The organism is Candidatus Methylomirabilota bacterium (genome assembly GCA_027293415.1).
Lineage (GTDB): Bacteria > Methylomirabilota > Methylomirabilia > Methylomirabilales > CSP1-5 > CSP1-5.
In genome coordinates, this window is record JAPUFX010000079.1 from 1 (window position 1) to 23,265 (window position 23,265).

The window sequence follows — 23,265 nt, forward strand, 5'->3', positions numbered from 1 at the left end:
ACCAGGATATTGCAATCGGAGGGGACGAGCCATAGCAAGATGCTAGCAGAGCCTTTGTAGGATTGCAAGACCTGACCCTATTTTTCCGAGCGCCGAGGTGCCCCGACGCCCGTGTGGTGCTTCTCGTTCATGCCAGTAAGGTCTCTTTTTGAAATTTTATTTACTGTCCTCCTTTGATGGACTGCCGTGCGATGCGTTCCTGTTTACGGGCTGCTTCCTCAAATTCATCTTGGCGCCGGTTCCATCGGCCCCACGGTACAAACTTGCTCCACACAACTTGGCCTGTGTCATCGCGCAGGACTTCGTACAGCATACCTTCTCGTTTCTGGGTTGTCCGCACCATGGCTCACCCCGTGTTTCACTACTGCGTCTTTCAAAAAGAGCCGTAAAATTAGCTTAAGTGCTTCCATGGATGCAATAATGGTAGTCAGTTATTAGTATGATAGAAGTCATATTCGAGCGATTCAGTGCGACTTGACACCCGAGTGGGACGCTGATAGGACAAACCCAGGAGACGGAGATGAAGGATTACGGAATAGCTATTGGCCGGGTGTTACTGTTGGCTACCCTCCTCGCCCTCCTCCCTACCATCTCCGCCCTGGCCCACCGCTCCGAATGTCACCTTTGGCATTCGTGCCCCTCGGATCAGGGAACTTATGTTTGCGGCGACCTCGGACATTGCTCCTGGTGCCCCGACAACACGTACTGCCTCAATCGAAAGCCCAGACCGAGGCAGGAGGGGCAGGCTCCACACGAGCTACCCAGGCGTGAACTTCAAAAGTCCGGGCTGTCGGTCCAGGTTATCCGCGTCATCGACGGCGACACCATCGAGGCTTGCTGCGTTTTTGGGGACCGCGTTATTGTCCATTATATCGGCATCAATACCCCTGAGACCAAGCATCGCACCAAAGGGGTTGAATACTACGGCAAGCAGGCGTCTGACGCCAACCGCAGGCTGGTAGATATAAAGACTGTCCGGTTGGAGTTCGACGTGGAGCAACGGGACCGCCACGGACGTCTGTTATCCTATGTGTACCTGGAGGACGGCACTTTCGTGAACGCTTGGTTGGTGAAGTGGGGGTACGCCCAAGTGATGACCGTGCCACCGAACGTGAAGCACCAAGACCTGTTCCTCAAGCTCCAGCGGGAGGCGAGGGAAGCTGGAAGGGGGCTGTGGGGGAGATAGACATGGCCGAGAAACTTGATCCGCGCCAAATAGTAACCTTCGAGGACGTGATCCGGGCTATGATGATGTATGAGGCGAAGACCGGCGGCTCACGGGCACAATTACGGGCACAATCAGGCTAGAGAAGCGAAATGAGAGAGGTAGGGAAGTGTGCGGAATTGTCATGAAAAGGCTGGTGGCGGTGGGAGGACTTGAACCTCCGACAAAGGGCTTATGAGACCCCTGCTCTGCCCCTGAGCTACACCGCCAAGTCGTTGACTTTCCTGATGAAGGTCGAGGTCATTTTACGGTCATTGACAGATTTGGTCAAGACAGGGGTCCTTTAGCTGCCTGCCGGCTTGCGAACATCGCGCGGTTAGCTCTTAGGTGGGATAAAGCAAACGCCCTCTCGGGGCCGTGCTGCACTCGAGAGGGCGTCTCTTTTGCTGATGTGTCAATAACTAGAGGTCCCGTCCATCCCTCTGTTGAACCAGCCGGGCGATTTCGGCGAACTCCGCGGCTGGACTCAGTGGAGTTTCTGCTTTGAGCTTTCCTTTCACCACCGCCCCCTCCCGTACGATCAGCACCTTGCTCTGGACGGACCCCACGAGCTGGCATGTCGGTGACAGTTCCACCCTGCCCGAGGCCATAAGATCTCCCCGAACCAGTCCGGCCACAGTAATGTGAGTGGCGGAGATGTCCCCGTGGACCTTCCCCCCTTCGCGAATGACGACGGTCCCGGCGAGGTTGATCTTTCCCTCGAACTCGCCTTCCACCTGGACGTCCCCCTCACCGGAAATCTCGCCCCGGAGGACCAAACTCTTCCCGATGAAGTATTTTTCCCTTTCCTTATTCACCCTGTTCCGCATCTGCCGTGCCATAACCGGAAAGACGTCTGTTCTGCTGTTCCGTCATCGCTGATACCGGAGGTGTCGTATGGCGTGTTCCATCACTCCAAGTCTTGGAAACGATTTAAGTATCCATTACCCGTGAAGGGGTGTCAAGCACCTGGTCCCGTTCCTTCCAAATGCGTGGCACACACAAGCGCCCGCAAGCTGGGATGGTGATACAGGGAAGCTACGGGTTTGACTCTGCGCGTGGTCTTTTTTTCTCCTCCAACAGGCGCAGTCTTTCCAGGACGCGCTCTGCCCGCTTCACACCCGCCTGCGCTTGCTTGTTGGAGGGATCCAATTCCAACACCCCCTCCCAAACCTTCTTTGCCTCCGCGATCTTTTCTATGCGATACAGCTGGCTGCCACGTTTCAGCATCGTGTCCACTTTGGCGGAAACGGTCTCACTGAGCTGTTGCTGGAGCTTCTGGACTTCGGGATTGTTCGGATCGATCTTAACCAGCTGGGGAACAATTTGTTGTGCCTTCTGTAACTCCCCTTTATCCATTGCCTCCTGTGCCTGTTTCGCGAGCCGCTCGTACTCTTGTTGACGCTTTTCTTTGCGCACGCGCTTTTTGTTTTTGAGAGAATTCAGGCGTTGTTGGAGCTGATGGATTTCCGGATTGTCCGGATCGATCTTGGCCAGTTGAGAAACAATTTTTCGTGATCTCCGCAACTGACCCTTATCCATTGCCTGCTTTGCCTGTGTCGCGAGCCGCTCAAAATCCCCTTGGTGCTTTTCTTTCCTCGCCTGCTTTTCACGCTTTGCGATTTCCTGACGACGTTCTTTGACGGCTGCCTTCATGGTTTCCGACGAGTTCAAACGCTCGGCGAGGGTAAGGCATGTCCTCGCCTGCTCAAGATTATTGTCCTTCATCGCGCGTTCACTGCATTCATACAGTTCCGCGGCCGTTTCCTCGACCTCACTCTTCTTACTGGAGAGCTTCCACTTGTCGAACAGGTTCTGCGACTCGACGTGGGAAAGTTGTTCGTGCAGTGGAGCATCTTGAGCAAGCCATTTACCCCTGGCGATCAGTATTTCTGTTTCGAGCTGATCGATGCGCTGCGCGCGTTTCCTGAACAACTCCTCCCGACCTTGTTTTAACGCGATACTGGAGGGCAGTTTATCAATGGCGGTATCCACCTCGTCAAGGGCGCCGGACCAATTGCCCTTTTCCATTTTTGCTCGCATATTTTTCAAAACGGTCTTCTCATAGGCGGCTGCGCGCTTCTTGACACCTGCGAGTTTTTTCTGAAAAAGGGCATACTGCGGGTGGGTTATAGGGACATGCTTGAAGAGATCAAGGGCCTCGCCATATTCTTCTTCGGCGACCAATTGGTCAATTTGCTGCGGTGTCACTTGTCGATCGTTAAAAGTAATAGTGAGGGGCTTGGCACACCCGACCATGGTGGCGATAGCCAGAGCACCGATATGTAACAAAACCTGGCGTCTCATGGTATGACCCTCAGAAATCTGTTCACCGGTTCAGTCCTCGGAGGCCCATTTGTGGAACGAGCACCCTCGGCGGGACAGGCCTCCTTCATGCCGTTCCGATCCCCTTGGTGAGCGCCTCAGGCTGGCCCGAGGATACTGAACCATTGAGGGGCAAGGTAAATGTAAACGTGCTTCCCTGCCCCTCTCCGGGGGAGCTGGCCTGGATCGTCCCACCATGAAGCTCTACTAGCTTTTTCGTCAAGGCTAACCCGAGGCCGGTCCCTTCGTCCCGCCGGGCCAGCGATGCATCGAGCTGGGTGAACTCCTCAAAAAGCCTTGGCATGTCCTCGGCTTTAAAGCCGATCCCCGTGTCTTGGACGGCAACCGCGAGGAACTCGCCGTTCCGCTGCGCGGTCACGGTCACCTGGCCCCCCTCAGGCGTGAACTTCACGGCATTCGACAACAGGTTATAGAGGATCTGCCTGAATCGGAGAAGGTCGGCCACCATTGTCTCCGGGCATCCGTTCTCGTCAAGCACAAGCTGGAGCCCTTTCTGGTCGGCCTGGGGCCGTACGGTCGCGAGTGTCGCCCCTAATGCATCGCGGACGAGGAACGGCTCGAAGCGGAGCTCGATCTTGCCCGCCTCCACCTTGGACAGATCCAGGATGTCGTTAATGAGCTCGCGCAGGTGCCTAGCGCTTGCCGAGATGTTCTGAACGTAGCTCACCTGCTTTTCGGTCAGGGAGCTGTAGCTCGGGTCTTCGAGCATTTCGGAGTAGCCGATGATCGCGTTGATGGGGGTTCGGACTTCGTGGGAAACATTGGCGAGAAACTTGGACTTGGCAGTAGAGACCGCCTCGAGCTGGGCGTTAAGCGCCTCGAGTTCCAGCTTCTGTTCCCGTATCCTTTGCTTTTCCAAGAGCCCTTCCGCCATAGAATCGAACGCGGCCATCACGTCTCCGATCTCGTCGGCACGCCGTTCGTGAATGCGATGCTCAAAATCCCCTTCGCCAACGGCCTGGCTCGCCTCGACCAGACGATGAATGGGCCGGGAAAACCGTTTGGACATGGCAAACGACATCCCAATCACGAACACGATCATCGACAGCGTGACGATGACGATGTTCCGGACAGAGTCCCGCAACGACTGATACATGGATGATCGGCTGAATGTGATCAGGACATGCCCGGCAACCACGTCTTTGAACTGCACCGGGCTGAGAAAAGAGACAAGACTGATGCGTGAGCCCGATGGTTGATGCCAGATCCAGTCCAAGGTGACAATGGACGGATCGAAAGAAGCGGTAAGTGCAGGCGTGATCCCGGACTGCGCCAGCATTTTCCCTTTGTGATCATAGATGGCCGTACCGAGGACGCGTTCATCCGAGGTCAGGTTGGTGGTCAGGACTTTCAGGCCCAACGTATCATTGGCAAGTATCATTTCCTTGGCCGATTCGGACATCTGATTGACCACGGTTTGGCCAAAGGCATCTATCTGGCCTTGAAAGAATTTCGTTTGGGTGTTGACGATGACCACACCGAGAAAGGCCATGCCTCCGGTGATCAGAATCGTGATGGCGAGCGCCAGTTTATACGCGATCGGAAACCGCGTTGGTCTCCATGTCTGCCAGAAAGTCTGCCAGAAACGAAATGCCGGATGACTCGCAGTGGGCCAAGACCATGGGAGCCCATGTAGTAACTGCCGACTCAGGCCAAATTCCTTCATCTTTCCCCATTCCATCTGAGTCCGAAACTCCCGTACCTTCACGGTAGTTAAGCGATGTTCGTGAAGGTTGCAATTTCCGTTCCCGCATATAACTACCCGAAAAATAAGGATCGGGTGCGCCGAAAACCCTGGAAAATTCCTCCCCCTGTGCCTGGTTTTTTCCGCCTACTGAGGCACATCCCCCCGCCCGCGACCCTCTGCGGCGGAGTCTAAGTGGAAGGCAATCCGTCAAGGCAATAAGAGATAAGAGAAAGAGGGCAAGCATTTGGGCGAAGTCTCAGGAGTGGATACTCGCACGCGAGCGGCGGACAATTTGACCTGGTGGATATGGATGACCGTGCCTTATGACCAAAGAGCCGGTACTTTGGGGTGGATCCTTTGCGCTCGGTGTATTTCTCGGATGGTTCCACCGATACGGAACGGCCTGGCCCACATCTTGCACCCCCCCAACACAACAAACACCACGGAGCACGTCATGATCGAGATCAACATCCCGTGCAGAGAATGCCATCAATGTGGACTCGTTTACTTCGCGATTGCACAATTGCACTTTGAGTGTCCGGTCTGTTGTTTCCCGTTGGGGGAGCTTCTGCCGGAGGAAGTGTTTACTGACCTCTGGACGTCCAGGCCTGAGGGATAACGCAGCCCCTTATCGATCACATCTCTTCCACCCCATCTCTGTGAAGGTTCATTAGAAATTTCATGAGAAATTTGTCCCTGACACACAAGAGGGGCTCCCAGGTGATCCTGAGAGCCCCTTCAGAATTCGTGTATAAGCAGTGGTTGCGGGGGCAGGATTTGAACCTGCGACCTTTCGGTTATGAGGGCAATTCTGGCCGTGACCGCAGCCAACTCCTCAGGAGGATATACGGGGCTACCACCTAACTACCCGTCAGCACTGGGATCCATTGATTCTGGGGAAATGTCTTTATTTTCATACAGTTAGAAGGCCGCACGCCTGAATATATCCGCGACCCCGGAAGAAAACCCTCCGGGCATAAGTAACTACCGTCAGGAATTTATGTAGGGTAGATGATCGAGGCGGCGCCACTGGAACATATAGACGGTCGACTATGAAGTCGGCGGTGCGGTTTCCAAGTCAATGTATACGATCCATCGGAAGACCCATTTCCAGGAACATGTCCAGGTCATCCCGTTTAACTCCTGCCGGTCGAGGTAATAGTTCCAGTCTTTCCACTTGAACCCTTTACGAATGGAGAGGAGACCATCATGGGTTATGAGACGATTATGAAAGAGCACAGGGGCGATCACGGCGTAACTAATCCAGGCTAATGGATGCCGGTGCAGATCGTTGATGATCACTGCCCGGGACGCGACGGCCGTCGCCCGTGTGACAAAATCGACGATTTCTTCATCTTTCATGTGGTGACAAACCATCGTGGCGGTCACCACATCAAAACTGTTTGGCGCCGACTCGAGTTCCTTCTTTTCCGTTCTTTCAAATGAAAGATTACTCAGCTTCTCCATCTGAGGTTGCTCTTGTGCGTAAACAATCGCATCGCTGGATATATCGGTGCCCACGACGCGGGCTTGCGGGAACCGTTTGGCCAGATTCATCGCAAAGTAGCCCCCGCCACAGCCGACATCGAGAATGGAACCCGGAGGAGGTGAAAGACGGTCGAAGGCCGAGAACGAAGCGCGATCGCCGCCCAGGAGCCGCCCCACTCGGCCGAGTTGTGTGAGGCAATCCCGATATTCCTCTGATGTATAACAGGAAGGACCGATATCCATGTACTCGAGCGCGGTGCTGCGCCTGGGTTTTTTCACCGAGGGGATCTCCGGAAAAGCATACCTTCCATGGACAATCCGGGCCCAAAACCGATACCGATGCTCCATTCTCGGGAAGTGGCTTTCTGGGACTGGGCCTCAAGGACAAACAGGAAAGTCACGCTGGACATGTTCCCGTAATTCTTCATCACGTCCCAGGACATTTCCGTCTGGCTCTCTTCCAGACCGCAGGTTTTTTCCACGGCCTCCAGAATGGCCTTTCCGCCGGGATGCAAAACCCAGTCGCAAGCAGCAAAATCCAGGTCGGGACCCAGCAAGGATTTCGCGAACACGGTGATATGGCGATCAATCAGCTTTGGGACTTCGGGAGAAAGTCTCATCACAAGTCCCCGGTCGCTTGCCTCCCAGGTCATGAGGGATAAGGACTCTTCGAGGGCCAGCGAGGATTGCCTGACGATTTCCATGAGCGGCTGTTCGGCCGGTGTTGGGTCACAACCCACGATGGCCGCCGCCGATCCATCGGCGAATATGGCATTCGCAACCACCGTGTCGATCTCCCCGTCGAAATGAAAGTGCAGGGTACACAGTTCCGTGCAGACCAGAAGCACCCGGTTCGCAGGGTTCTCCCGGGCAATGGATTTGGCCACGGCCAGGCCTTTAAATGCCCCGAAGCATCCCATGAAATTGATCCCGAGCCGTTCTACTGACCGGCGCAGTCCCAGGGAATCAATCAGAGCAAATTCAATGCCTGGGGCAATCAACCCGGTACAGGAAACCGAGATGATATGGGTAATATCCCCCAGCGGTCCGCCCCACTCTTTGATGGCCTTGATGGCGGCCGCGTGGGCCAGCGGGGGGGCTTCCTTTTTATACACCTCGTTGCGTTGGGTCATTCCAGGTGCAGAATCGGGAAATGCGTGCCCGAAAAAGCTCCCTTCCAGCAGGGCATTGCCGTAATCCTCAACCACCGAATGACGTTTTTCAATCCGTGAGCCAGCAAAGATCTTCCGCAGGATGTGCGCCTTATACCCTTTCAGCGAGAGGGATTTGATGATCTTCTCCGCTATCTCACCCTGCGGCTGGGAAAGAGGTGGTGTTTCAGTACTCAGAGCGAGAATATGGGTTTGCATGTGTTCATCCCGACTATTGGAAAGAAACAATACGAACAGAGATGTGGGTCTTTTGCCACTGTTTCTTTTCTCAACGAAGCCTCTTTCAGGAATCAGTATTCGGTAAGTAGTACCCAGTATTCCTGATCACTGTCAAGGGAAAAGACCCCACAAGATACGACGGCTACGGGAAGGCTCGATTTGCACCAGCGTAAGCTATGTTTTAGAGACATGATAAAGGTTTCGGACAGTGGGGCGAAAAAAGAGGGTGATTTCAGTCACCCCATATCGCTAATCATCGATTAGGTTTGGTTGCGGGGGCAGGATTTGAACCTGCGACCTTTGGGTTATGAGCCCAACGAGCTACCGAACTGCTCCACCCCGCATTCGGGAGTATAGGGGATGGAGCGCGCAGTGTCAAGCGACCTGTCGGCCGTCGCGAGCATGCCGCACGCGGCCGAGATATCCTGTCCTCGACTCTCCCGGATGGTGGCAATGTAGCCGGCCCGTTCCAGGATCTTTTGGAAGGCTTCGGTCCGCTGCCGGGAGGAACGGTGAAACGGAATCTCCGGTGCCTCATTCAAGGGGATGAGATTTACCTTGCACCGGATGCCCTTGAGCAACTTTACCAGGCGGTGGGCATCTTCGACATGATCGTTCACTCCCGCCATCAGGACGTATTCGAATGTCATGCGGCGTCGGGGCGGGAGAGGAAATTCGCGGCAGGCCCGGAGGAGTTCACTCAGGGGATACCGGTCATTGATGGGTATGAGGTCATTGCGCACCTCGTCCGTGGTCGCAGTGAGAGACACGGCTAGGTTCACTCTGAGATCGGATCGGGCCAACCGACGAATCCCTGGTACCAGACCGACGGTCGATACGGTGATCCGCCGAGGAGAAAAGCCGAGCCCTGTCTTGGCGGTGAGGATCTGCAAGGCTTTCTCGGTGGCGGCATAGTTCGCCAACGGCTCCCCCATCCCCATCAGGACGATGTGCGTAATGTGCTCTCCGGGCGCAAGCGTACTGGCGAGGGCCAGCACCTGGCCGGCGATCTCGGCCGGGCGCAGGTTCCGGTGAAGTCCCATCGTGGCCGTAAGGCAAAAGCGGCATCCCATTGCGCAGCCGGCCTGGCTGGAGATGCAGGCGGTCAGGCGACGCGCTTCCGGAATCAACACTGCCTCGATTTCCTCTCCATCCGAGAGTCGAAGGAGTAATTTTCGGGTCCCGTCCCGGGAAGATTGGACCCCCACCACCGATAGCGCGCTGAGGCGTGCCTGCGCCACCAAGGCCTCGCGGCAGGCCCTGGGCAGGTCTGTCATCTCGCTAATGGTGTGAATCTGACGCTTCCACAGCCAGCGAAATATCTGTCGCGCCCGGTAGGGAGGCTCCCCGAAACCTCCAATCCATTCCGTAAGCTCCGACAGCGTGAAGTCACGCAGATCGGGCACCTGGACCGCTGCCATCGAGACGGCTGTCACTGCTTGAGTTCCTCCAACATCCTTCGGGCGTACTCTGCCGACGGGCCATCCCGCTCTAGCTCGAGCACCCGCTGGAAGGACATCCGGGCCTTTTTGGTCTTGCCGGCCTGCACGTACGCAACCCCCAGGTTTCGCTGATAGAGAGCGACCCTCGGCTGCAGGCGGGTCGCCTCGGTAAACTCTCCAATGGCCAGATCGTTCTTTCCCTGCTGAAGGTGCAAGCGTCCCAGATTGTTGTGCGCATCCACATAATCCCGGTCGATATCCAAGGCGCGCCTGTACTCCCGAATCGCGTCATCTATGTTCCCCTCGCGTTCGAAAATTCTGGCCAGATTGAAGTAGGCAAATTGGGGGGTCACGTAAAAGGGGTCTTTGAGCACCTCCTTGAGAGTGGCCCGTGCCATCTCGAGATCGCCGTTGAGCAAATAGGCACTCGCCAGGTTGTTCTTGGCCTCAACAAATTTCGGATCGATTCGGATCGCCTCCTGGAACTCGCTGATGGCAGCGTCGAGCTGTCGATTAAACATAAATGCCATGGCGAGGGCATCATGATAAAGCGGATCGGAAGGATTCAGCTCCACCGCCTTGGCAAACTCCGGCAGGGCCTGTTGATAACTCCCGATGTTAAAATACGCCAGCCCCAGCTGATAATGGGTTTGCGCCGACCGCCGCGGATCAACCTTGGGCTTCTTGGCACACCCCACTAGGAACACCGCGAGCACAGCCATCCACAGAAAGAGCCGAAGAATCTTCATCCCTTTCTCCTCAGATGCTTCTACCCTTTCGGGTTCTTCGACGCAACTGGTATTTCCGGACTGCCCGATTGTGTTCCTTCAGCGTCCGGGAGAACTGATGGGTTCCATCGTTCTTGGAGACGAAGTACAGATAGCTGACCCGGGCTGGGTATAGTGCCGCTTTGAGGGCCGCCGCCCCCGGGCTGGCAATGGGCCCCGGGGGGAGACCGTAGTGGACGTAGGTGTTGTAGGGATGCTTTTCTCGAAGGTCGCGGTACCGAATCCGGCCCTGCCGGCGTCTCCCATAAAGGACGGTCGGGTCGGCCTGTAGTCGCATGCCGCGCCTGAGGCGGTTGTAAAAAACCCCTGCGATGATCGGCTTCTCTCGATCGACCAACGCCTCTTTCTCAATAATGGAGGCGAGAGTCACGACCTCGTACAGGCTCATCCCATGCCGGCGAGCCCGAAGCTCATCCGCGCCAGAGAAGGCCCGAAAGAACCGCTGCACCATCGCGTCGATGACCGCTTCTTCTTTCGTTCCCTTGATAAAATGGTACGTGTCGGGGAAGAGAAAACCCTCCATCGAATCGGCCTCGGGCATGTAGTAGCTGGCCACCGCAGGATCCCTGGTCAGTCGCAGAAACCGATCTATATCCACCAGCCCTTCCGCATCGAGCAGCCTGGCAATCTGCCAGAGACTGCTGCCCTCAGGAATGGTCACCTTGTGGACCAGGACCTCGCCTTCCTCGAGGATCCGGATGACGTCCAACAGTCCCATCGAGGAGGTGAACTCGTACTCCCCGGCCTTCAATCGGTCTGAGGAACCACGAAGATAGGTGAAAAGGTGGAAAAGGAAAGGGTCCTGGATGACGCCTACCTGCTTGAGCAGGTCGGCAATCTCACTCCCCCGGCTGTCGGGCTTGATATAAACGACCCTGCGCTCTCCGTCACGATAGCCGGAACTCATGGCGGGATGAAGGACCAGGTACGTTCGTACCCCGAAGACGGTCGTCACCACCGCCAGGCCTAGGCCGACGATCCACGTCGCGAGTCGGCGACCACGGATCCTCACGCTACGTATCCCTCCTCTGACGGTCCAGGTAACTTTGCAGGATCAACAGGGCTGCCACACTATCCCGCAACTGCTGGCGCCGCTGCCGACGTACGCCCCCCTCTATCAGGGCCCGCTCCGCTGCGACCGTACTGTATCGTTCATCCCAGAGGACGACCGGGACGGCCAGGGTGTTCTCCAGGTGTTCAGCAAAGTGCTGAGCGTTGGAGGCTCGCTCCCCAACGCTGCCGCTCAGGTGTTTTGGATACCCAACGACGACCCGCTCGACCCCCCAGGTCCCCACCAGGTCCTTCAGATGTGCCACATCTGCCTGCTTCCCCTTCCGACGCCACGTCGGCAGGGGTTGAGCCGTAATCATGAGCTCGTCACTGATGGCCAGGCCCATGCGAACCTCACCGAGGTCAATGGCCAGAACTCTCGCCACAGATCCCGATCCTCAATCGGTGCTTTCTCCGCGAGAAAGGTCGCCCCACGGGGACGAATCTTGCCCACATAGTTACAATTATGCTACCACAGAAGGGACCGCGATGCCAGTTCCCCGGTCCCCACTTTCCTCACTACAGCAAGCAATACAGGGGCTTTGATGCGGCGGCGACTTCTCAGTATCTATCACCGGCTCTACGGCCAGCTCGGTCCACAGGGCTGGTGGCCCGGGCGCAGCCGATTCGAAGTAATCGTCGGGGCCATCCTCACCCAGAACACTAACTGGGGAAACGTCGAAAAAGCCATTCGCCGCCTCCGCCAGGAAAAGATGCTAAGCCCGTCAGCGATATCAGCCCTGTCCCGACGGCGCCTGGCGGCGCTGATCCGGCCGGCCGGCACCTTTGCCGTCAAGGCGGGGCGGCTCCAAAACTTCCTCGCCTTTCTCCGGAAGCGATACGGGGGGAGCCTCCGACGTCTGTTCCGGGACGAACCCGTGAGGATCCGGGAGGCCCTCCTCCAGGTCTCGGGGATCGGTCCAGAAACGGCGGATTCCATCCTTTTGTATGCGGGGAACATACCGGTCTTTGTCGTTGACGCGTACACCAGGCGGATCTTCTCCCGCCATCGGCTGATTTCCCACCAGGCCCCCTACCACGAAGTCCAGGCCCTCTTCATGAATCACCTCCCGCGGGATGCGCAGCTCTACAACGAATACCATGCGCTTCTCGTGGCGGTCGGGAAAGAGTACTGCCGCTCCATCCCCCGATGCGACAGCTGCCCTCTCCGCTGGGACCTCGAACACCATGGGATTCCCCTCCCTGTAGGGGATTATCCGATGACCGACGACCGATGACAGGAGAATTTCGAATTTGGGACTTCGAGTCGTGAGCGGTTCGGCCGAGCTCACCGTCGAGGCCCTCAGTCGAACGATTTCGGGTTTCGGATGTAAACCGCGGTTCTCTCAAATTCGACATTCGCAATTCGAAATCCGAAATCGCCTCACTCTCGACTTGCCCTGAGCACAGTCGAAGGGCTCTCAACTCTGAATGGTATTCTTGACTCCCGGCATGAGGTATGATATCCCTCTCGGCTGCTGAGGTCGTCATGCAGATCGGACTAATGGCGGACTCCCACGACCATCTCCCCCGGATCGAGCAGGCGGTCGAGCTCTTTAACCATCACCACGTGAAGTTTGTGGTCCACGCAGGGGACTTTGTGGCCCCCTTTGCGTTGGCCCCCCTCGAACGTCTCCATTGTGAGTGGGTAGGGGTGTTTGGCAATAATGATGGGGAGCGGGCGGGCCTCGAGAAACGATCACAGGGCCGAATCAAGGCGGGACCCCTCCGGATAGAGCTCGACCGCAAACGTCTCACCGTCATTCACATTTTGGAAGAGCTGGACCGTGACCGTGAACAGGCGGACCTCATCGTCTTCGGCCATACCCATCAGGCCGAGATCCGACAAGATCGGGATGTGTTGCTGATCAATCCTGGAGAAACGTATGGATGGTTACACGGCCAGGCCACGGTGGCCATCGTGGATCTTCCAACCCTCAAGGTGGAGCTGATCGATCTATGATCAAATTCAAGGTAAAAACCGAAACGCGAGAAGCATTCTACGAGATCACCTCGGAGGTCCAACGGGCAGTGGACAGGTCGGGGGTGAGTGAGGGGATCTGTCACATCTATGTCCCCCACACCACCGCTGCCGTCCTCATCCAGGAAGCGCACGACCCGGCGGTTGCCCGGGATATCGTCACCCACCTCCGCCGCCTCATCCCCCGCGAGGCTGGCTTCCAGCATCAGGAGGACAACGCCGATTCTCACATCAAGGCCACGGCCGTCGGCAATACGGTTCCAGTCTTTGTCGAGCAAGGAAAGCTCTGCCTCGGAACCTGGCAGGGGATCTTTTTCTGCGAGTTTGACGGACCCCGGACCCGGGAGGTCTGGGTCAAGGTTCAGGGGTGAGACTCGCTGCATTGTGACGGACGGACGTCATGGAGTCGCCCGGCGAGTTTCTCGGCCGGGCGCTCTTGTCTTCGGCCACCACCATCGAGGGGATATATCGATGAAGACAGCGCGGGGCCCCATCGAAGAGGAAGATGACCGTACCTGAGACGAGGGCGTGGCACGGGCGGATCGGGTGGCTCTTGATCGCGGTCTGCTGGCCGCTCAACTGGTTGTGGCCCGGGATGCGGACACACCTGCTTTTTTTTCCCCTGTGGCTCGGCTACATCCTGGCCATTGATGCATGGGTGCTCCGCCGCACCGGCAGCTCGCTCCTCACGCGATCGCCTCGGGACTTCGCGACATTCTTCATCATCTCGCTGCCAGTCTGGTGGCTCTTCGAGATTCTCAACTGGCGGACCGGGAACTGGCAATATCTCGGTCGCGAACACTTCAGCAACCTGGAATACTTCGTCTTCGCCTCACTGAGCTTTTCCACCGTCATCCCGGCAGTCTTCAGCACGGCTGAATTCGTAGGCACGTTTGGCTGGATCGAGCGGTTCGCTCATGGCCCGCGCGTGCCGGCCACGAACCGCATCTGCCGTGGATTTTTCCTGACCGGCTGCGCCATGATCGGCTTGCTCTTGGCGTGGCCCACCTACTTTTACCCGTTCATGTGGGCATCTCTCTTTTTCATCGTGGAACCGATCAACGTGTGGCTCGGCAGACGATCCATTCTGACCCGTCTGCAACGTGGTGACTGGCGCACGGTCATCGCGCTCTGGACCGGTGCGCTCACCTGCGGGTTCTTCTGGGAGATGTGGAACTACTTCTCGTACCCGAAGTGGACGTATCATGTCCCCTTCGCCAGCTTCTGGCATCTGTTCGAGATGCCACTCCTCGGCTATCTGGGCTACCTGCCCTTTGCGCTGGAACTCTTCGTAATTGTCCACCTCGTGCGAAAGCGCCCGCCTGAGCTGCGCATTGGTGGATCTGAAGGGGAGCGTCCAGAGGGAAACATGCGGTATACGCCCGCCTGAGGAGGTCAGGATCCGGGGTCGATGGCCTTTAGGAGGGCGTGGAGGGCAAAATTATACGGGGTGGGTACCCCCGCCGCCTTTCCCTTTTGAACCACGATTCCGTTGAGCGCGTCCGCCTCAAGCCGCCTGCCCGCTTCGAGGTCCTGTCGCATCGAGGTCTTCATCCCGATGGCGGCCGTGGCGGTCCAATGGAGCAGTTTGTCGACGGCGTCTTCGGGCAGTTCAACTCCCTGGGATGCCGCCACCGTTCGGACCTCCTCCATCACTGCTCGGGCCAGTGCCTTGGCCTCTGGACGTCGGAGCAAGATGTCGATCTCGCCCCCGACCAGGGCGTTCAGGGCATTGAAAGCAGCATTCCAGCAGAGCTTCCTCCACAAGGCCGCCTGAATGTCGGAGGAAATCTCGACGGGGAGACCGGCTTCGCGGAGGGTCTGCTCCAGGCGTTTCCCCCGTTCGCTGATTCCGCCGGTGAGCTCGCCAAAGACGATCCGGCCATCAGCCGTATGCACGATCACACCGGGCTCGGTAACCCCGGCCCCAATGTAGGCAACTCCCCCAAGGACCTTCTCGTCCCCGGCGATCGTGGCGATCTTTGCTTCATTATCCACCCCGTTCTGAAGCGACAGGATGACGGTTCCCTCCCGGATAATGGCAAGACACTGGTGAGCGGCCGACTCCGTATCATACGACTTCACACAGAAAAGAATCAGATCCGCCGGCCCGATCTCTTTGGGATCCCCCACGGCCTTGACCGGGACCGAAAACTCTCCCTGGTAGCTCTTGATGTGAATCCCGCGCGCCTTGATGGCCTCCAGATGCTTGCCCCGGGCAATCAATGTCACATCCACTCCCCCCCTGTGGAGGAGCGCCCCGAAGTACGCACCCACGGCCCCGGCCCCCATCACCGCAACCTTCACGCCTTACTCCTTGCCTCGCACGATCGCCCCGGTACCAGTCTCACACGAATGGTGAACTAACCGCGGGCACTCTAACACAGCACATGTTTCGAGAGAAGGGATAGGGGCTCATGAGTGAGCCTTGGAGCCTGATGCCTCTCCGGCTTATAATTTGCATATTGGGGAATATCAAAGGACAATGGTTTCGAGAGAACAACCCGTAATGGTAGCGGGGCAGGATTTGAATCACGTTGAACAGGACACTCGTGAGATGGGCCGGGAGATCTTCGCCCGTCTGCAGAAGGCATCGCCCTCGATCTTTTCCCGACACGGCTGGGACACCCGCATGCTGGAGTGGTGCATGCGGGACGAACAGTTGAAAGTCGGACTGTTCCGGTTCATCGATGTCCTGCCCACCCTCACGACGAGCGAGCAGGTAATCCACCACCTGCGGGAGTATCTCGTCCCCCATGAGAAGTCGCTTCCCGCGGCCTTCCGCTGGAGTCTTCGACTCGCCTCGCCGAGATCGCCCGGAGCCCCGGCATTGGCCTTTGCCGTCCGTTGGAACGCCCGGCGCCTGGCCCGGCGTTTCATCGCTGGGGAAACTGTCGAGGAGGCGGTCGCAGTCACCCAGAGGCTGAGAGACCGGCACATGGCCTTCACCCTCGATATCCTAGGGGAGGCGACGGTCAGCGAGCACGAGGCCGAAGCGTACCAGCAGCGGTGCCTCGACCTGCTGGACGCGTTAGTTCAGCATGCGAGGCGGTGGCAAACCAGCGACCTCCTCGACCGAGATCATCGGGGCAACCTGCCTCGTGTGAATGTCTCGCTCAAGCTCACCTCACTCTACTCCCAGTTCGATCCCCTCGATCAAGAAGGGAGCGTCAAGGTCGTCAAAGCCCGCCTGCGATCTATTCTGCGACGAGCGCAAGCGGTGGGGGCTTTCATCACCGTCGACATGGAGCAATACGAGTGGAAGGACCTTACCCTCCGGATCTTCAAAGAGCTACTCACAGAGGAGGAGTTCGGGACGTTCGAAGACGTCGGGATCGTGCTCCAGGCGTATCTGAAAGATACCGAACGTGATTTCCATGATCTGCTCACCTGGATCAAAGAGCGACGAACGTCAATCGGGCTTCGCCTCGTCAAAGGGGCGTACTGGGATTACGAGGTGGTCATTGCCCAGCAGAAGGGATGGCCGGTCCCGGTCTTTACGGAGAAGTGGGAGACCGATGCAACCTTCGAGAAGCTCATCCCCCTCATGCTCCAGCATCATGATCTGTTCCGTCCTGCCATCGCAAGTCACAACATCCGCTCTATCGCGCACGCCTTGGCCTGGGCCCGGTACCTCAGGATCCCCGAGAAGGCTTTGGAATTCCAAATGCTCTATGGCATGGGGGACCCGATCAAGGAAGCCCTGACGGGGATGGGGCAGCGGGTTCGAGTGTACACTCCGCTCGGCGCGCTGATCCCGGGGATGGGGTATCTTGTTCGGCGGCTGCTCGAGAACACCTCCAATGAATCCTTTCTGAAACTGAGCTTTGCCGAGCATCGCTCCCCGGAGGAGCTACTCAAACGCCCCCAGCCTCACGCGGTCGAAAGGGCCCCAGCCGAGACACCTGTTGTGCAGCCAAGCGCCCAGCCTGCGCCGTTTTGTAACGAGCCAGAGACCGACTTTGCCAAGGAGGAGTCCCGTGGTGAAATGCGGGAAGCCCTGGCTTCCGTGCGAGGCCAGTTTGGCCGCGTGTACCCCTTGGTGATCGGAGGAGAAGAGGTCCGAACGGCGCGAGAGTTGGATTCGCGCAACCCTGCCTGCCCTGACGAGACCGTCGGCCGAAGCACCCTCGCCGATGTGGACGCGGCCGAGCGCGCCCTGGATGCCGCCACGAGGGCGTTTCCTGGCTGGGCCTCGACCTCCCCTGGAGCGCGGGCCGAGCTACTCTTTAATGTTGCGACGCTCGTGCGAAGGCGACGGGTGGAACTCGCGGCGTGGGAGGTGTACGAGGTGGGGAAAACGTGGAGCGAGGCGGACGCGGACGTGGCCGAAGCGATTGACTACCTCGAATACTACGGTCGCGAGATGATCCGGCTCGGGGAGGTGAGGCGACTGGGGGATGCGCCGGGTGAGGTCAACGAATACCTCTACCGCCCTCGGGGGGTCGCCCTCATCATCGCGCCCTGGAACTTCCCCCTGGCTATCCTCACGGGTATGACTTCCGCCGCGCTCGTTACCGGCAATACGGCCATCATGAAACCGGCCGAACAGTCCCCCGTCATCGCCTGGCATTTGATGGAAACCTTTCGGGAAGCGGGGTTCCCGCCGGGGGTCGTGAATTACTTGCCGGGCCTCGGTGAGGAGGTGGGTGAACACCTGGTAAAGAGCCCCCATATCGATCTTGTGGCGTTCACCGGTTCGAGACCGGTGGGGCTCCGGATCTATGGGTTGGCCGCCAAGACCGAAAAGGGCCAGCGGGGGCCGAAACGGGTGATTACCGAAATGGGGGGAAAGAACGCCATCATCGTTGACGAGGATGCGGATTTGGATGAGGCAGTCCGTGGGGTGATCTCCGCGGCTTTCGGCTACGCCGGCCAGAAGTGCTCTGCCTGCTCACGGGCCATCGTGGTGAGATCAGCCTACGATCTCTTCTTACGCCGCCTCGTCGAAGCGGTCGCGAGCCTTAAGGTTGGGCCAGCCGACGACCCGGGCACGGCGGTGGGTCCATTGATCGATGCAGAGGCGCACCAAAGAGTCGTTCGCTACATCGAAGCGGGGCGGGCGAAGGCCAAGCTCGTTTGGGAAACGGACATCTCCCACCTCAAGAGTGGGTACTTCGTGGGACCCACGATCTTTGCCGAGGTCCCCCCCCTTGCCACCATCGCTCAGGAAGAGATCTTCGGCCCTGTGCTGGCAGTCATCCCGGCCACAGACTTCGAGGAAGCCCTCAGGACTGCCAACGAAACCGAGTACGCGTTGACCGGGGGTCTCTACTCCCGAAGCCCGGCCCACATTCAGCGGGTCAAAGAGGCGTTCCAGGTGGGAAACCTCTATATCAACCGAAAGATCACCGGGGCGTTCGTGGGGCGCCAACCTTTTGGCGGGTTCAAGATGTCCGGCATTGGATCAAAAGCCGGCGGGCCCGACTACCTTCTCCAGTTCGTGGAGCCCAGGACCATCACGGAAAACACCATCCGTCGCGGCTTTGCCCCCCCCGATCCTGACTCTTGATGAAGCCAAGCCGACGTCGAATGACGTCTGCCGCGTCGACCCTCAGGCGCCGGTCGTGACGAGGAAGCCCAGAATTTCCCCGTTATCGAGGACCGGCCGGCACAGCAGGCGATGCTCTCCGTTGGCGAGCCTCACCTCGGTGGCCGCTGCCGTCTGGAGCGAATCTCGCGACGTCTGCGAAAGGAATCGTTCAAAGACAGCGCGGTCCCCAGGCGTCAGCAGATCGGTGAACACCAGACCGGTCACCTCTGCCTCAGACCGCCCGAGCACCCGCAAAGCCATGAGATTTGCCGAGAGGACCTTGGCGTGGGTGTCGAGCTCGATGACCACCTCGGAGAGCGAGTGGACGAGCCGTTGGCGATACTGGTTCAACGCAAACAGTTCACTCACGATCTGGCGTGAGCGGAACCCTTCGAAGCCAAAAATCCGCTGTGGCGACTGACGCCCCCGGCGGCTGCTCTGCACCGACTTGATGGCGTCGAGGATGTTGGGAAAGACGACCGTCAGCGGGCCCTTGGCGACGTAGGCGTCGGCGCTCAAGCCGGGAAGCTTGGCCACATCCTGCGGCCCCAGCGCCGTAAACGCAATAATGGGCAGCAAGCGGCCCCGCTCGTCTTGCCTGATCAGGCGACAGAGCTCGTGCCCGTCGATTTTGGGAAGGACAACGTCCACAATGGCCAGGTCAAATGGATTTCCCCGAAACTGCTCCAGTGCCTCCAGGCCGTCCATGGCCTTGGTGACTTGGTAATCCCTCGCCGTTAACATATCGGCGACGGCCTCCAGAATCAGCGCGTCATCATCCACCATCAGGATACGCCGGCCTTCTGGCACCGTGTCCCCCCAACGCGGTCAAAGGAGCAACTCGTTCAGATGGCTAAGAATTCACTATTTATCCAAATAAGTCAAATGAAAAATATCAACAAGGTATGGGAATCCCCTGAGAATTTCTATATCAATCACGAGTGGCCTTTGGAGGCTCAAAAATAGAACGAAAGAAAGGATGGGAAGGATAACAGAAATGACCTGGACTTACGATTGCTGGCGGGACCAAAGAAGGTTATAGCCATCTGCAAAGGCCTGGACCGAGGCCACGATGATATCGGGAGATGTCCCGGTGGCAACGATCCGGTTACCCTGTGCATCCTTCAAGACCAGCGTGGTCTCCACCGAGGCACTGGTTCCGGGAGAGTTAATCTCCACCTGGTAGTCGATCAGCTCGAAGAAGAGCCGACCCCGACTGCTGGCTGCCGCCTTGAGGGCGCTGATCACCGCATCGACGGGACCAACCCCCGTCCCACTCGACTCGAGCCGTTCCCCGTCGAAGCTGACCCACACCTTCGCCTGGGCATGACCGTGCAAGCTCGTCGTCACCTGAAAATCCTCTACCTTGAGCACCCCTTCCCCGGAGCCACGCTTCAGAGTCGTCTCCAGGATGTACTGGAGGTCTGCCTTGGTAACCTGTTTCCCCTTGTTGACAAAATCCTCCACCAAACCCAGGACGTGCTGCGCGTACTCCGGCGTGAGCCGAATGCCGAACTCTTTACTCACCAGCTCAGCGAGGGCTCCCTTTGAAGGAACCTCGGTGAAAAGGTTCCGCTCGCCATTCTTCGCGCCGGCGGCCCGGATCTCGTACAGCTTGAACTTGAGGAACTTGTCCACCTCCTGAATGGAGGGCTCGATGGCGGCGGGTGAGGGAAGAACACGAAGGGCCGACCGGGGATCCTTGAGGCCGTTGCCCGTGGCAAGACAGACCACGACCTCGTCAGCACGGACCCGGGCCGTCGTGAGCAGCGGCTGAAGGGCGGCCATGGGGAGGGCCCCCGCGGGCTCGACGAAGATCGATTCGTGCCGGGCCAGTCGCTGCTGGGCCTCCAGGATCTCGCCATCGCTGGCGGTCAGGGCACATCCGCCTGACTCCCGGATAGCCCGCAAGGCCTTCACGCCGTCCAAGGGGTCCCCTGCAGCCAATGCAGAGCAGATGGTATTGGGCCGCTCCACGGGGATAATCTTTTCCTCCCCTCGATTGAAGGCAGCGACGATGGGGTTGCATCCCTCCGGCTGGACCCCGATGAGGCGGGGGAGACGGTCGATGAGCCCCAGGTCGTAAAACTCCTTGAACCCCTTCCAGATAGCGGCGATGTTGGTCCCAAAGCCCATGGGAACGATCACCACTGCCGGGACCCGCCAGTCGAGTTGCTCGATGATCTCGAAGGCCTGGGTCTTCTGTCCCTCGGCCCGAAACGCGTAGTCCCCGGCCAGGGTGAAATGGTACCGCTCGCTCATCTCTTCGGTCAGGCGGAACACGTCATTGTACGTCCCTCGAACTTGCAGGAGCCTTGCCCCATAGCTCAAGGCCTGGGCCATCTTCCCGATGGCGGTTCCCTCGGGGACCAGGACGTAGCAGGGCATCATGGCGATGGAAGCATACGCGGCGACGGAGGCGGCCATGTTTCCGGTGGAAGCAACACAGACCGCCTTGGCGCCTCGCTCCTTCGTCTTGGTGATCTCCACCATGGTCCCGCGATCCTTGAACACCCCGGTCGGGTTGGCGCCTTCATTTTTGATGTAGAGCCGAGAATACCCGGTGGCCTCTCCCAGTTTCCGGCAGCGGTACAGAGGGGTTCCCCCTTCGTCCAAAGAGACCACGAGATCCAGGTTCTCGATGGGAGAGAAGTCGAGATACTTCACCGCCTTGATCGGCGAATTCCGGAGGGAGTACCGGTTGAGACGGGAGCGGATATAGTCGTAATCGTAGCGAACGTCGAGGGGGCTACGACAGGTGGGGCAGCGGGTGGTCGATTCATCCTCCCGAACCCGCCTGCCACAGCCGATGCAGTACAGCTCGTAAAAGCGTGACCCCGATTTTTTGCTACGGCTGCTCACAAAGATCCCACAGGCAGAAGAATTGATGACTTGGGCGGGGATGTTACCCGCTCCCCACTAGCCTGTCAAGCCTTTCGCCCCCTCACCCCTGTCTGCTGTCCGCCCGGCCCTTCACCATCTCATAGGCCTCCTTGATAGCAATAAGCTTTTGATGGGCCATCTCCTGGAACTCTCGGCCGAGATGCAAGACCTTGTCGGGATGGTACTGGGCGACCAAATGCCGGTAAGCGGTGCGGATCTCGTCCGGGCTCGCCCCCCGATCGACCCCGAGGAGGGCGTACGGATCAGCCGATCCTGCCTGGGCCTCGGGCTCCGCTGGCCGCTTCCCAAAGCCCCTGCCCGGATCCACCCGGACCCCAGAGAGGAACCAGAGGAGGAGGCCCAAGATAATGAGATCGTCCAGCCACCCCACGGCGGGGATGAGATCAGGGACGAGGTCCACTGGACTCACAACATACAAGAGGGCGCCAAGAATGAGTAGAATTTGTTTGAAGCGAGTGGGCATGACTCACCCTCAAAATCGGCTGCGCGACTCCCAGGCACGGCGGGGACCTCGAATTGATTCTACGGGAGGAGGCGACGGCTTGTCAAAGGCGAGGGCAGTTTTGCAGATCGCCGGTGAGAAGAAGGTACACGTGAAAGCGCCTACCCCACTGTCAGGGATAGGCGCTCTTCGAAAACAACGGCATGCTCGTTTCCCGGATTCTCGTTCATCCCCAGGGGGTATTCGGTATCCGCACTCGCTCCCCAGCTGGAAACAGTGAATGCGCGAAAGTCGGCAATCCGGCTGAAATGGCTGGCCGTCTCGGCCGGATGGAGTCACAGTGCTCCTCGCGTCCGAGGGAGGCTGACGGGAAAAGACGAAAAGACTAACGTTGTAAGGCCAGCTCGTCGTTCGGGATACAGCCGGTGACATCCGGCATGCTACAAGCGACACCAGTAAGCGGCCTCGCGATCGCGTGGTCCAGGAACCACCCCACCGGATGAATGGCATACACGACCCACCGGGGTGCATAGTCGTAAGCGGTCCGATGCTCGAGATCGCGATTTACGGCGCATCCCACCAAGAGAAGGCCCATTGCGAGGAAGAGCAGTAACAGCTGTCTTTTCATGCTTGACCCTCCTTTCTCCTTCTCGCCCATGCAAAGAACTTGCCAGCGTCGTCCCGGGAAGCCTTCCCCATTCCGAGTGCCCCTCCAACTAACTCCTCCTAAGCACCCCAGGGTTCCGCCAGCCCGGATTATTCACATAAGTGAATAATCTGCCCTCCGGGCTTCGACTCCGCCCCGCGTTTGCGGGGCGTCGCTCAGGGCTAGCCTTGAGTCCCGCCGCAGCGGCGGGACGCATTATTCACGAAGACACCCCGTTCGTGAATAATGCGGGCCAGGGGCACTGAGGGGTTGTAGGAGTGTTCCTCCCCGAGGCACCCCTACGCCTGGGGGGTGCTCAGCGAGGCGAACGCCGAGCGCCGAATCCCGCCCCGTCCCGATGGG

At 58.4% G+C, this 23,265-nt stretch carries 21 protein-coding genes and 2 tRNA genes; 6 read left to right on the forward strand and 17 right to left on the reverse strand.

Annotated features, from left to right (window positions below):
* Positions 1-160 precede the first annotated feature (160 nt).
* Positions 161-343: a hypothetical protein gene (locus O6929_06130; protein MCZ6479963.1), complete on the reverse strand. Its 183-nt coding sequence runs from the start codon at positions 341-343 to the stop codon at positions 161-163.
* 177 nt (positions 344-520) lie between these two features.
* Between O6929_06130 and O6929_06135 the strand changes: the two genes are divergently transcribed.
* Positions 521-1,186, forward strand: coding sequence for a thermonuclease family protein (locus tag O6929_06135; protein ID MCZ6479964.1), 666 nt, complete (start codon positions 521-523; stop codon positions 1,184-1,186).
* A gap of 173 nt (positions 1,187-1,359) precedes the next feature.
* Here the strand turns inward: O6929_06135 and O6929_06140 are convergent.
* The 11 genes from O6929_06140 to ruvX all read right to left on the reverse strand — a co-directional run bounded on the left by O6929_06140 (position 1,360) and on the right by ruvX (position 11,782).
* Positions 1,360-1,434: transfer RNA gene (locus tag O6929_06140), tRNA-Met, on the reverse strand.
* A gap of 192 nt (positions 1,435-1,626) precedes the next feature.
* Entirely contained in the window at positions 1,627-2,046 is a 420-nt protein-coding gene (locus O6929_06145; protein ID MCZ6479965.1) for a polymer-forming cytoskeletal protein, read from the reverse strand.
* 196 nt (positions 2,047-2,242) lie between these two features.
* The gene (locus O6929_06150) at positions 2,243-3,511 is read right to left on the reverse strand and encodes a hypothetical protein (protein ID MCZ6479966.1); all 1,269 of its coding nucleotides are present in this window, start codon (positions 3,509-3,511) and stop codon (positions 2,243-2,245) included.
* 85 nt (positions 3,512-3,596) lie between these two features.
* A complete protein-coding gene (locus O6929_06155; protein ID MCZ6479967.1) occupies positions 3,597-5,258 on the reverse strand; it encodes an ATP-binding protein in 1,662 nt (553 codons plus the stop codon).
* A gap of 1,029 nt (positions 5,259-6,287) precedes the next feature.
* Complete coding sequence (locus O6929_06160) at positions 6,288-7,004, reverse strand: methyltransferase domain-containing protein (protein ID MCZ6479968.1); 717 nt, start codon at positions 7,002-7,004, stop codon at positions 6,288-6,290.
* Entirely contained in the window at positions 7,001-8,095 is a 1,095-nt protein-coding gene (locus tag O6929_06165) for a type III polyketide synthase (GenBank protein MCZ6479969.1), read from the reverse strand. Before O6929_06165 ends, O6929_06160 begins: the two co-directional genes overlap by 4 nt.
* 288 nt (positions 8,096-8,383) lie before the next feature.
* A tRNA-Met gene (locus O6929_06170) sits at positions 8,384-8,460 on the reverse strand.
* A complete protein-coding gene (rlmN, locus tag O6929_06175) occupies positions 8,422-9,537 on the reverse strand; it encodes a 23S rRNA (adenine(2503)-C(2))-methyltransferase RlmN (GenBank protein ID MCZ6479970.1) in 1,116 nt (371 codons plus the stop codon). The genes O6929_06170 and rlmN overlap by 39 nt, the downstream gene beginning before the upstream one ends.
* Positions 9,538-9,548: 11 nt before the next feature.
* Positions 9,549-10,307, reverse strand: a complete 759-nt coding sequence (locus tag O6929_06180; GenBank protein ID MCZ6479971.1) for a tetratricopeptide repeat protein — start codon at positions 10,305-10,307, stop codon at positions 9,549-9,551.
* A gap of 10 nt (positions 10,308-10,317) precedes the next feature.
* Positions 10,318-11,358 (reverse strand): endolytic transglycosylase MltG, encoded by a 1,041-nt coding sequence (mltG, locus tag O6929_06185; protein MCZ6479972.1) that lies wholly within the window; start codon positions 11,356-11,358, stop codon positions 10,318-10,320.
* Position 11,359: 1 nt separating this feature from the next.
* Positions 11,360-11,782 (reverse strand): Holliday junction resolvase RuvX, encoded by a 423-nt coding sequence (gene ruvX / locus O6929_06190; protein MCZ6479973.1) that lies wholly within the window; start codon positions 11,780-11,782, stop codon positions 11,360-11,362.
* Positions 11,783-11,941: 159 nt separating this feature from the next.
* On the opposite strand from ruvX, the gene O6929_06195 reads away from it, so the two are divergent.
* From O6929_06195 to O6929_06210, 4 genes are all read left to right on the forward strand, one after another.
* Positions 11,942-12,634 (forward strand): endonuclease III domain-containing protein, encoded by a 693-nt coding sequence (locus tag O6929_06195; GenBank protein ID MCZ6479974.1) that lies wholly within the window; start codon positions 11,942-11,944, stop codon positions 12,632-12,634.
* 251 nt (positions 12,635-12,885) lie between these two features.
* On the forward strand, positions 12,886-13,359 hold the full coding sequence (locus tag O6929_06200) for a metallophosphoesterase (protein MCZ6479975.1): 474 nt from the start codon (positions 12,886-12,888) through the stop codon (positions 13,357-13,359).
* Positions 13,356-13,748, forward strand: coding sequence for a secondary thiamine-phosphate synthase enzyme YjbQ (locus O6929_06205; GenBank protein MCZ6479976.1), 393 nt, complete (start codon positions 13,356-13,358; stop codon positions 13,746-13,748). The genes O6929_06200 and O6929_06205 overlap by 4 nt, the downstream gene beginning before the upstream one ends.
* A 134-nt stretch (positions 13,749-13,882) precedes the next feature.
* Positions 13,883-14,767 carry a hypothetical protein gene (locus O6929_06210; GenBank protein ID MCZ6479977.1) on the forward strand — a complete coding sequence of 295 codons (885 nt, stop codon included), beginning with the start codon at positions 13,883-13,885 and terminating at the stop codon, positions 14,765-14,767.
* Positions 14,768-14,772: 5 nt separating this feature from the next.
* On the opposite strand, the gene O6929_06215 is transcribed toward O6929_06210, so the two are convergent.
* A complete protein-coding gene (locus O6929_06215; GenBank protein MCZ6479978.1) occupies positions 14,773-15,684 on the reverse strand; it encodes a 2-dehydropantoate 2-reductase in 912 nt (303 codons plus the stop codon).
* Positions 15,685-15,886: 202 nt separating this feature from the next.
* On the opposite strand from O6929_06215, the gene pruA reads away from it, so the two are divergent.
* Entirely contained in the window at positions 15,887-18,889 is a 3,003-nt protein-coding gene (gene pruA, locus O6929_06220; GenBank protein ID MCZ6479979.1) for an L-glutamate gamma-semialdehyde dehydrogenase, read from the forward strand.
* A 42-nt stretch (positions 18,890-18,931) separates the two neighbouring features.
* Here the strand turns inward: pruA and O6929_06225 are convergent, their stop codons facing one another.
* The 4 genes from O6929_06225 to O6929_06240 form a co-directional block, all read right to left on the reverse strand.
* Positions 18,932-19,720 (reverse strand): response regulator, encoded by a 789-nt coding sequence (locus O6929_06225; GenBank protein MCZ6479980.1) that lies wholly within the window; start codon positions 19,718-19,720, stop codon positions 18,932-18,934.
* Between the two features lie 198 nt (positions 19,721-19,918).
* Positions 19,919-21,772, reverse strand: a complete 1,854-nt coding sequence (locus O6929_06230; protein ID MCZ6479981.1) for a threonine synthase — start codon at positions 21,770-21,772, stop codon at positions 19,919-19,921.
* 82 nt (positions 21,773-21,854) lie between these two features.
* On the reverse strand, positions 21,855-22,277 hold the full coding sequence (locus tag O6929_06235; protein ID MCZ6479982.1) for a DnaJ domain-containing protein: 423 nt from the start codon (positions 22,275-22,277) through the stop codon (positions 21,855-21,857).
* A gap of 364 nt (positions 22,278-22,641) precedes the next feature.
* Complete coding sequence (locus O6929_06240; GenBank protein ID MCZ6479983.1) at positions 22,642-22,884, reverse strand: hypothetical protein; 243 nt, start codon at positions 22,882-22,884, stop codon at positions 22,642-22,644.
* Positions 22,885-23,265 lie beyond the last annotated feature (381 nt).

Bases quoted from the DNA above. Each gene is read 5' to 3' on its own strand.
- O6929_06130 (MCZ6479963.1), bottom strand. From the start codon at position 343: ATGGTGCGGACAACCCAGAAACGAGAAGGTATGCTGTACGAAGTCCTG.
- O6929_06135 (MCZ6479964.1), top strand. From the start codon at position 521: ATGAAGGATTACGGAATAGCTATTGGCCGGGTGTTACTGTTGGCTACC.
- O6929_06145 (MCZ6479965.1), bottom strand. From the start codon at position 2,046: ATGGCACGGCAGATGCGGAACAGGGTGAATAAGGAAAGGGAAAAATAC.
- O6929_06150 (MCZ6479966.1), bottom strand. From the start codon at position 3,511: ATGAGACGCCAGGTTTTGTTACATATCGGTGCTCTGGCTATCGCCACC.
- O6929_06165 (MCZ6479969.1), bottom strand. From the start codon at position 8,095: ATGCAAACCCATATTCTCGCTCTGAGTACTGAAACACCACCTCTTTCC.
- rlmN (MCZ6479970.1), bottom strand. From the start codon at position 9,537: ATGGCAGCGGTCCAGGTGCCCGATCTGCGTGACTTCACGCTGTCGGAG.
- O6929_06180 (MCZ6479971.1), bottom strand. From the start codon at position 10,307: ATGAAGATTCTTCGGCTCTTTCTGTGGATGGCTGTGCTCGCGGTGTTC.
- O6929_06195 (MCZ6479974.1), top strand. From the start codon at position 11,942: ATGCGGCGGCGACTTCTCAGTATCTATCACCGGCTCTACGGCCAGCTC.
- O6929_06200 (MCZ6479975.1), top strand. From the start codon at position 12,886: ATGCAGATCGGACTAATGGCGGACTCCCACGACCATCTCCCCCGGATC.
- O6929_06205 (MCZ6479976.1), top strand. From the start codon at position 13,356: ATGATCAAATTCAAGGTAAAAACCGAAACGCGAGAAGCATTCTACGAG.
- O6929_06210 (MCZ6479977.1), top strand. From the start codon at position 13,883: ATGACCGTACCTGAGACGAGGGCGTGGCACGGGCGGATCGGGTGGCTC.
- pruA (MCZ6479979.1), top strand. From the start codon at position 15,887: ATGGTAGCGGGGCAGGATTTGAATCACGTTGAACAGGACACTCGTGAG.
- O6929_06235 (MCZ6479982.1), bottom strand. From the start codon at position 22,277: ATGCCCACTCGCTTCAAACAAATTCTACTCATTCTTGGCGCCCTCTTG.
- O6929_06240 (MCZ6479983.1), bottom strand. From the start codon at position 22,884: ATGAAAAGACAGCTGTTACTGCTCTTCCTCGCAATGGGCCTTCTCTTG.